The sequence below is a fragment of the Streptomyces sp. NPDC005955 genome, from assembly GCF_042871255.1.
GTDB lineage: Bacteria > Actinomycetota > Actinomycetes > Streptomycetales > Streptomycetaceae > Streptomyces.
In genome coordinates this window covers 233,184-242,192 of the sequence record NZ_JBIAIF010000012.1, presented here as the reverse complement: position 1 = coordinate 242,192, position 9,009 = coordinate 233,184, and the positions used below count along the sequence as shown (strand labels likewise).

General features: G+C 73.2%; 6 protein-coding genes. 3 read left to right on the top strand and 3 right to left on the bottom strand.

The genetic code is table 11. The annotated features are described in order from the left end of the window. The first annotated feature begins 409 nt into the window (after window positions 1–409). Together ACFYOU_RS26060 and ptsP are read left to right on the top strand one after the other, a co-directional pair. Window positions 410–859, top strand: coding sequence for a PTS glucose transporter subunit IIA (locus tag ACFYOU_RS26060; protein ID WP_385494078.1), 450 nt, complete (start codon window positions 410–412; stop codon window positions 857–859). A 62-nt stretch (window positions 860–921) separates the two neighbouring features. After that, window positions 922–2,592, top strand: a complete 1,671-nt coding sequence (gene ptsP / locus ACFYOU_RS26055) for a phosphoenolpyruvate--protein phosphotransferase (RefSeq protein ID WP_389769000.1) — start codon at window positions 922–924, stop codon at window positions 2,590–2,592. A gap of 52 nt (window positions 2,593–2,644) precedes the next feature. Here ptsP and ACFYOU_RS26050 read toward each other — a convergent pair whose 3' ends face one another. Further along, entirely contained in the window at window positions 2,645–3,547 is a 903-nt protein-coding gene (locus ACFYOU_RS26050; protein WP_391308896.1) for a hypothetical protein, read from the bottom strand. 87 nt (window positions 3,548–3,634) lie between these two features. Next, window positions 3,635–5,617 (bottom strand): acetoacetate--CoA ligase, encoded by a 1,983-nt coding sequence (locus tag ACFYOU_RS26045; RefSeq protein WP_391308895.1) that lies wholly within the window; start codon window positions 5,615–5,617, stop codon window positions 3,635–3,637. 204 nt (window positions 5,618–5,821) lie between these two features. Here ACFYOU_RS26045 and ACFYOU_RS26040 point away from each other — a divergent pair, with 204 nt between their 5' ends. Beyond that, window positions 5,822–8,170 carry a TIM-barrel domain-containing protein gene (locus tag ACFYOU_RS26040; protein ID WP_391308893.1) on the top strand — a complete coding sequence of 783 codons (2,349 nt, stop codon included), beginning with the start codon at window positions 5,822–5,824 and terminating at the stop codon, window positions 8,168–8,170. 84 nt (window positions 8,171–8,254) lie between these two features. Here the strand turns inward: ACFYOU_RS26040 and ACFYOU_RS26035 are convergent, their stop codons facing one another. After that, a complete protein-coding gene (locus ACFYOU_RS26035) occupies window positions 8,255–8,791 on the bottom strand; it encodes an NUDIX domain-containing protein (protein ID WP_389769011.1) in 537 nt (178 codons plus the stop codon). Window positions 8,792–9,009: the final 218 nt, after the last annotated feature.

The window sequence follows — 9,009 nt, the reverse complement described above, 5'->3', positions numbered from 1 at the left end:
CACGCTGTTGAGTTCTCAAGGAACGGACGCTTCCTTTGTACTCACTCCAGCCATTCGGCTGAGGCTTTCCTCCGGGCGCTTCCCTTCGGTGTTTCAAACTCTACCAGGTCTTTTTCTTTACTCTGACCAGGTCTCGCAGGCATGCGAAATTCTGATCTCAAGATGAGAAAAGAGGACTTGATGGAGACTGCCCGGCTTCGCGACGCTCGTCGCGTTGCTCGCGGGCAGGGTTACGACTGTACAGCGGGCTTGACAGCGGGGGCAAATCGAGGGTGCACCCCTCCCTCAGCCACCCGGCTCCGCCCACACAGAACTCGGACTTTTTATGACTTACGCTGCTGAACAGTGCGCCGTCCCCGGGCAGACGGGTGACGGCGCCGTCGGACTCCGAGCCTTGGGAGGCTTGCCCATGACCCGTGTGACATCCCCTGTCTCCGGCCGTGCCATCGGACTGACCGCAGTGCCGGATCCCGTCTTCTCCGGTGCCATGGTGGGCCCCGGGACCGCGGTCGATCCCGAGCGGACGCCCGCGGAGGCGGTGGCTCCCGTCTCCGGAGTGATCGTCTCCCTCCATCCGCACGCCTTCGTGGTGGTGGACGACGAGGGGCACGGCGTGCTCACCCATCTGGGCATCGACACCGTGCAGCTCAACGGACAGGGCTTCGAGCTGCTGGTGAACAAGGGGGACAACGTGCAGCGCGGTCAGGCCGTCGTGCGGTGGAACCCCGCCGAGGTCGAAGCGGCCGGCAAGTCTCCGGTGTGCCCCGTGGTGGCGTTGGAGGCCATGGTGGACTCCCTGTCGTCCGTGAACGAGAGCGGTGACGTGAAGGTGGGCGACACGCTCTTCGACTGGCAGTAGCGGCGACCGGCAGACCAACCATCGCGGCGGCGGGCCCGTCGCTTGTACGCGGAGACGGTGAGATGGAAACAACGCTGCGGGGCGTCGGCGTGAGCCACGGTGTGGCGATCGGCGAGGTACGGCACATGGGCACGGCGGTCCTCGAACCGCCCGCGAAGCAGATCCCCACCGAGGACGCCGAGCGGGAGCAGGGACGTGCCCGCCAGGCGGTCGACGCCGTGGCGGCCGATCTGAACGCGCGGGGCAACCTCGCGGGCGGAGAGGCCCAGGCCGTGCTCGAAGCGCAGGCCCTCATGGCCCAGGACCCGGAGCTGATCGTCGACGTCGAGCGACGGATCGCGGTGGGCAGCACGGCCGAGCGCGCCGTGTACGACGCCTTCGCCTCGTACCGGGCGCTGCTGGCGGGGGCCGGCGAGTACCTCGCGGGGCGGGTGGCCGACCTCGATGACGTGCGCAACCGCATCGTCGCCCGGTTGCTGGGCGTGCCCATGCCGGGGGTGCCGGACAGTGACGAGCCGTACGTGCTGATCGCGCGGGACCTGGCGCCGGCCGACACGGCGCTGCTGGATCCGTCGTTGGTCCTGGGCTTCGTGACCGAGGAGGGCGGTCCGACGAGTCACAGCGCGATCCTGGCGCGGGCGCTCGGCGTGCCCGCGGTGGTGGCGCTGCCGGGAGCCGGGGAGCTGGCCGAAGGCGTGGTGGTCGCCGTGGACGGCAGCACCGGGGAGGTGTTCGTCGAGCCGAGCGCCGAGAAGCGGGCCGCGCTGGCGGCGGTCGCGGAGGAACGCAGGGCGGCGCTGGCCTCCTCGACCGGTCCCGGGGCGACGTCCGACGGGCACAAGGTGCCGTTGCTGGCCAATGTGGGCGGGCCGGCGGACGTGCCGGCGGCGGTGGAGGCCGGGGCCGAGGGGGTCGGGCTGTTCCGCACCGAGTTCCTGTTCCTGGACGACAGCGCGAAGGCGCCGTCCGAGGAGAAGCAGGTGGCCGCGTACCGGCAGGTGTTGGAGGCGTTCCCGGAGGGGCGGGTCGTCGTCCGGGTCCTGGACGCGGGGGCGGACAAGCCGTTGGACTTCCTCACCCCCGCGGACGAACCGAATCCGGCGTTGGGGGTGCGGGGGTTGCGGTCCCTGTTGGACCACCCGGACGTGCTGCGCACCCAGCTGACCGCGCTGGCCAGGGCCGCCGAGGGACTTCCGGTGTATCTGGAGGTGATGGCGCCGATGGTGGCGGACCGGACGGATGCGAAGGCGTTCGCGGACGCCTGTCGTGCGGCGGGGTTGCGCGCGAAGTTCGGCGCCATGGTGGAGATCCCCTCGGCGGCGCTGCGGGCGCGTTCGATCCTCCAGGAGGTCGAGTTCCTGTCGCTGGGCACCAATGACCTCGCGCAGTACACGTTCGCCGCCGACCGGCAGGTGGGCGCGGTGTCGCGGTTGCAGGACCCGTGGCAGCCGGCACTGCTGGACCTGGTGGCGCTCTCGGCGGAGGCGGCGAAGGCCGAGGGCAAGAGTTGCGGGGTGTGCGGCGAGGCGGCGGCCGATCCGCTGCTGGCGTGCGTGTTGACGGGACTGGGCGTGACCTCCCTGTCGATGGGCTCGGCGTCGATCCCGTACGTACGGGCGGCGCTGGCCACGTACACGTTGGCGCAGTGCGAGCGCGCGGCGGCGGCGGCGCGGGCCGCGGACACCGCCGAGGACGCGCGCAACGCGGCGCAGGCGGTGCTCTCCGGGGAGTAGTCGTCACCGGGACGCTCCGCCGTGCGGGGCGTCCCGGTGACGGAGCCGGGTGTCAGCGGTGGGTGTGGCCGCTGGTGCCCGGGCCGATGCCGTCGATGTCGGGCGGTGCGCAGTAGTCCACGCCGGATTCCGGGGAGACGGGTTCGCCGGAGACGGCGTCGGTGCAGTAGGCGTCGAACACCTGCGCCGCGGTGAGCGGTGCGAGTCCGTCGTCGACGAGGCGCCAGCCCTGGACCCGGTCGTCGTGGCCCGGGGTGGTGGTGCGCATGACGAGGCCGCCGGGGCTCCGGGTCGCGAAGCCCGTGGCGAGCACGGTGGCGAGTTCGACCGCGGCGGCTTCGTCGGCTTCGGTGAGGCCCGTCGTGTCGCTGCGGGCCCGGAAGACGCCGAGGAGGGTTTCCGCCGGGGTGGTGACGCTGCCGACGAGGTGGTGCGCGCCGGGGCGGGCGGAGCGCAGGATGCGCAGCAGGAGGTCGAAGGCCCGGGCGAAGGCGGCCCGACCGATGTCCTCGCCGCAGGTGGCGCACTCCCCCGCACGGGCGAGTGCCTGGGTGGCGTACTCCCAGGTGGCCCGGCGTGCGGCCTCGTCGAGGAGGTCGGGGAGCAGTTCGGCGAGGGGACGGCCGTCGTAGGGGACGGTGGGGACGGTGGCGGCGAGTTCCGCGGTGAAGCGGGTGCGCGAGGCGCGGGTGTCGGGGTCGATTCCGGTGCGGGCGCAGTAGGACGCGTACTGCTCGGGGTCGAAGAGGGCGATGCTGGTGTGTTGGCCCCGGGCGTCGAGGGCGCGGAGGACGGCTTCGGTGTGGCGCAGGTAGGCGTGGTGGTCGTCGAAGGCGAAGCTGCGGTAGCGGCGCATGGCCGTGAAGTCGGCGGCGTCGGCGAGCAGGCCGAGGGTGCCGGCGATCTCGCGGCGGATCCGTTCGTTCGTGGTGGCGTGGCGGTCGGTCGGTGTCATGGTTCCCCCTGTGCACGGTCGATCGATGCTCACTCACCGTAACCGGGGGGACTGACATCGGTGATCGGCGTGGGGGCGGGGTCGGGGTCAGGGGCGGCGGGCGGCGAGTTCCACGTAGAAGTGGAGGAGGTCGACGCGGTCGACGGAGCCGGGGTTGACGGCCCGGTCGAGGGGGGTGCCCTGGAGGAGGCGTTTGACCGGTACTTCGAGGCGTTTGCCGGTGAGGGTGTGGGGCACGGCGGGGACTTCGATGATCTCGTCGGGGACGTGGCGGGGGGAGAGGTCCTCGCGGATGGTCCGCTTGACGAGGGCGCGCAGCCGGTCGTCGAGGGCGGTGCCCGGGGCGAGGTGGACGAAGAGCGGCATCCAGTACCCGCCGTCGGCCCGTTCGACGCCGACGACGAGGGACTCCTTGATCTCGGGGAGGCGTTCGACGGCCTCGTAGATGTCGGCGGACCCCATGCGGACGCCCTGGCGGTTGAGGGTGGAGTCGGAGCGGCCGTGGATGACGACGGACCCGTGGGGGGTGAGGGTGATCCAGTCGCCGTGCCGCCAGACTCCGGGGTAGGTGTCGAAGTAGCTGTCGTGGTAGCGGTGGCCGTCGGGGTCGTTCCAGAAGTAGAGCGGCATGGACGGCATGGGCCGGGTGACGACGAGTTCGCCGACCTCGTCGAGGAGGGGTCGCCCCTGGGGGTCCCATGCCTGGAGGTCGGTGCCGAGGCCGGGTGCCTGGAGTTCGCCGATGCGGACGGGGAGGGTGGGCACCGCTCCGGCGAAGCAGGAGCAGACGTCGGTGCCGCCGCTGACGGAGGCGATCCACAGGCCGCCGTCGCGGTCGGCGAACTCGTCGTGCAGCCAGCGGAAGCCGTCGGGGGGCAGCGGGGAGCCGGTGGTGGCGACGCAGCGGACGCGGCTGAGGTCGTGGTCGCGGGCCGGGTGCACGTCGGCCTTGCGGCAGGCCATCACGTAGGCGGCGGAGGTGCCGAAGAAGGTGGCGCCGGTCTGTTCGGCGATGCGCCACTGGGCCCCGGTGTCGGGGTGTGCGGGGCTGCCGTCGTACAGGACGACGGTGGTGCCGGTGAGGAGTCCGGAGACGAGGAAGTTCCACATCATCCAGCCGGTGGACGTGTACCAGAAGAAGCGGTCGTCGGGGCCGAGGTCGCAGTGGAGCCCGAGTTGTTTGTAGTGCTCCAGGAGGATGCCGCCCTGGGACTGGACGATCGCTTTGGGCAGTCCGGTGGTGCCAGAGGAGTAGAGCACCCACAGGGGGTGGTCGAAGGGGACCGGGGTGAAGTCCGGTGCGGTGTCGGCGGCGGTGAGGTCCGCCCATTCCAGGGCGCCGTCGGGGGCGGGGGTGCCGAGCAGGGGGACGTGGACGACGGCGCGCAGGGTCGGCAGCTGGGCCCGGAGTTCGGCGACGGTGTCGGTGCGGTCGTGTTCCTTGCCCCCGTAGCGGTAGCCGTCGACGGTGAAGAGGACGACGGGTTCGACCTGTTGGAAGCGGTCGAGGACGCTGCGGGCGCCGAAGTCGGGGGCGCAGGAGGTCCACACGGCGCCCACGGTGGCGGTGGCGAGGAGGGCCACGACTGCCTGCGGGACGTTCGGGAGGTAGCCGCTGACCCGGTCGCCCGGGCGGACCCCGAGGCCGCGCAGTGCGGCGGACAGCGAGCCGACCTGGCGGCGTAGCTCGGCCCAGGTGACGGGGGTGGGGCCGTGGGTCTCGTCGACGTGGAGGAGGGCGGGTTCGGCGGGGCGGTCGGCGGCGGCTCGCAGGGCGTGTTCGGCGTAGTTGAGGGTGGCGCCCGGGAACCAGGTCGCGCCGGGCATCCGGCGGGTGCCGAGCACCTGGGTGGGGGGCGTGCCGAAGCGGACGTCGAACCATTCGGCGACGGCCTGCCAGAAGGTGTCGAGTTCGTCGACGGACCAGCGGTGCAGGGCCGGGTACCCGCCGTGGGCGGGGGCGCCGTGGTGGGCGGCGGCCCAGGTCTGGAAGCGGGTGATCCGGGCGGACTCCACGGTCCGCCGGTCGGGCTGCCAGAGCGGTGGGGTGTTCGCTGAGGACGAGGACATGGTCGGTGCTCCCCTGCCGGGTGCTGGGTGTGGGCGTCCTCGGCGCACGGTGGGTGGTGTGCGCCTCGGCGGCTGAGGGGGACGATGCCATGTGATCGACTCGGGCACCAGGGCGGGACGCGCCGGTGAGGAGTGGTGGTGTCCCGGGTGAACGGCGGCTGAACGCGCCACGTGGCCCGTGGGCGCGGTGGCAGGGTGATCGTCATGGATGGTCGTGGCCTGTTGCGGTCGGTGAAGGCACTCGGTGCGGGGGGACCGTCGCTGGGGTTGCGTGCGGTGCGCGCGGCGCTGCGCCGACGGCGGGTGGACGCGTCCGCCCTGGCGCCGCGGGGGGCGGAGCGGGCGCGGGTGCCGGGTGCGGTGACGGACGTGGCGTCGGGTCCGGGCGGGGGTGTCATCCGGTTCGCCCGTTCGGAGCTGCGGCTGCTGGTCACGGTGACGGGGGCGGTGTTCTGGGGGTGGGACGGTGCCGGGCCCGAGCCGTCGTACGCCTTGTGCGGCGCGGCGCCGGAGGCCGATCCGCGCGTCATGTTGGAGCCGGACAAGGACGGGGGGTGGCGGGTGGTGTCGGAGCGGATCACGGTCGCGGTGTCGCGGTACGGGGGGATCGAGGTCCGCACTCCGGGCGGGGTGGTGTTGCGCCGGGTCGAGCCGCCGCGCTGGTGGGAGTCGGCCGGGGGCGGGGTGGCGCGGTGGGTGCAGCGGGCGGAGGTGGCGGCGGACGCGCGGTTCTTCGGGCTCGGGGGGCGGGCGGCGGGGCCGCGGCTGGTGGACGGGACGTACCGGTTGTGGAACACCGATCCGGGGGGTTCGTTCGGGCCGGGTGACGACCCGTTGTCGATCACGATGCCCGTGCAGTGGGTGGTGGCGGACGGCGGGACGCACCTGGTCTTCCACGACACGACGTGGGACGGGTCGGTCTCGCTCCAGGAGGGCGAGGAGGGGTACGGGTCGGGGCACGACCGGCCGGGCACGGTGGAGCTGCGCTGTGACGGGGGGCCGTTGCGGTGTTGGGTGGTGGTGGGCGCGCCGGCCCGGGTGCTGCACACCTGGGTGTCGTTGACGGGTGCGCCCGCGGTGCCGCCGGGGTGGGCGCTCGGGTACCAGCACGCGCGGTGGGGGTTCGGGAGCGCGGCCGAGGTGCGGCGGACGGTCGCCGGGTACCGGGAGCGGGGGTTGCCGCTGGACGCGGTGCACCTGGACATCGACCATCTGGACGGGTACCGGGTGTTCACGGTGGACCGGCGGCGGTTCCCGGAGTTGCCGGAGTTGGCGCGGGAGTTGGCGGCGGACGGGGTGCGGTTGGTGTCGATCGTCGATCCGGCGGTGAAGGCGGAGCCGGGGAACCCGGTGTTCGAGTCGGGGCGGGCCGTGGGGGCGTTCGTGCGGGACGCGACCGGGCGGGAGGTGGTCGGCACGGTCTGGGCGGGTGAGTCGGTGTACCCGGACTTCACGGATCCGGCTGTCCGTGCGTGGTGGGGTGACTGGTACGGGGAGCGGCTGGGGCAGGGGTTCGCGGGGTTCTGGCACGACATGAACGAACCGGTGTCGTTCGCGGCGTTCGGCGAGCGGACGTTGCCGCGGTCGGCGCGGCACGTGCTGGAGGGGCGGGGCGGGGACCACCGGGAGGCGCACAACGTGTACGCCCTGGGGATGGCGCGGGCCGCCTACGAGGGGGTCCGGCGGCTGCGTCCGGCCGAGCGGCCGTTCCTGTTCTCGCGGTCGGGCTGGGCGGGGATGCAGCGGTACGGGGGCACCTGGTCGGGGGACGTGGCGACGGGGTGGCCGGGGTTGCGCGCGTCGTTGGCGCTGGTGCTGGGGTTGGGGTTGTGCGGGGTGCCGTACTCCGGGCCGGACGTGGGGGGCTTCACGGGGAGTCCGTCGCCCGAGTTGTACCTGCGGTGGTTCCAGTTGGGTGCCCACCTCCCGTTGTTCCGTACCCATTCGGCGCTGCGGGCGGGGCGGCGGGAGCCGTGGGCGTTCGGCGAGGAGGTGGTGGAGCACGCGCGGGCGGTGCTGCTCGAACGGCGGCGGTTGGCTCCGTACCTGATGACGTTGGCGCAGTTGGCGGCGCGCACGGGGGCGCCCTATGCGCGTCCGTTGTGGTGGGGTGCGCCGGAGGACCGGGCGTTGCGGGACTGCGGGGACGCGTTCCTGCTGGGGGACGCCCTGTTGGTCGCGCCGGTGGTGGAGCCGGGGGTAGACCGGCGTGTGGTGCAGCTGCCGGCGGGCACCTGGTACGACGCGGTCAGCGGGCTCGCGTTCGCGGGGCCGGGGCGGGTTCGGGTGGCGGCGCCGTTGTCGCGGGTGCCGGTCCTGGTGCGTGCGGGTGCGGTGGTGCCGGTGCGCGGGGCGGACGGCGGGGTGGAGTTGGAGGTGTGGCCTCCCGTGCGTGGGGGTACGGGAGGCGGTCTGGTGGTGGCGGACGCCGGTGACGGGTGGGGGACGTCCGAGGTGGAGCGCTTCACGACGCGGTGGCGGGGTGCGGACGTGGTCGTGGAGCGTGAGGGCGGTGGCCCGGTGGGGTATCCGGTGCGGCTGCGGGAGGTGTGAGCCGGACCGGTGCGCCGCGCGGTGCACCGGGGCCCGGGCCGGGGGTGGTGGCCCGGGGCCGGGTGGTCGGGTCGGGGTGCCGGCTCAGCCGTGGCGGCCTTCGAACCACGCCCGGGCGGCCAGGGTGTGGAGGGGGAAGGCGAGTTCCGTGGGGCGGCGCAGCAGGTGCCACCCCTCCGTCTCGTCCGTGGGCACGGAGGGGGGCAGTTCGGACGCGGGCCGTTCCGGGAGGGCTCCGAAGAGGACGAGGTACCCGTCGGGTGCGCTGAGTACGTGGGCGATGCGCACGTCCCGGGCGGCGGCGTCGATGCCGGTCTCTTCCTTGAGCTCCCGTACGAGGGCCTCGCGCCAGTCCTCGTGGTGCTCGATGAACCCGCCGGGCAGGGCTATGCCGCCGAGTGCGGGGGCCACCGTGCGGGTGATGACGACCAGGGCGGTGCCCTGGTCGTCGTAGACGGGTTGGAGGGCCACCGCCACGGGCAGGGGGTTGCGGTACGTCGTGGTGCCGCAGGTGGCACACCCCCTGGGCCAGCCGGATGCCTCGGCGGCGAAGGGGGCGCCACAGCTCGAACAGTGGGAGTCCCGTACGGGGTTGGTGGTGTGGTGCTGGGAATCGGACACGCGCGGACTGTATCCGATCGCCCGGGGCGGACGGCGCGCCGTCCCGTGCGCGGGCGGTACGGCCGTCGGCGGTGCGGTGGGGTTGGCCGGAACCACCCCCGTCGATCCCGGCCAACCTCACCGATAAGACCGGACGCAGTTCGGAGGCGTGCGGTTCTGCCGTCCAGGGCCGAATCTCGCCGTTCGCCGACCGTCGCGTGGGGGCGCCGGACGGCCGG

Bases quoted from the DNA above. Each gene is read 5' to 3' on its own strand.
- ACFYOU_RS26045 (WP_391308895.1), bottom strand. From the start codon at position 5,617: ATGTCCTCGTCCTCAGCGAACACCCCACCGCTCTGGCAGCCCGACCGG.
- ptsP (WP_389769000.1), top strand. From the start codon at position 922: ATGGAAACAACGCTGCGGGGCGTCGGCGTGAGCCACGGTGTGGCGATC.
- ACFYOU_RS26040 (WP_391308893.1), top strand. From the start codon at position 5,822: ATGGATGGTCGTGGCCTGTTGCGGTCGGTGAAGGCACTCGGTGCGGGG.
- ACFYOU_RS26060 (WP_385494078.1), top strand. From the start codon at position 410: ATGACCCGTGTGACATCCCCTGTCTCCGGCCGTGCCATCGGACTGACC.
- ACFYOU_RS26050 (WP_391308896.1), bottom strand. From the start codon at position 3,547: ATGACACCGACCGACCGCCACGCCACCACGAACGAACGGATCCGCCGC.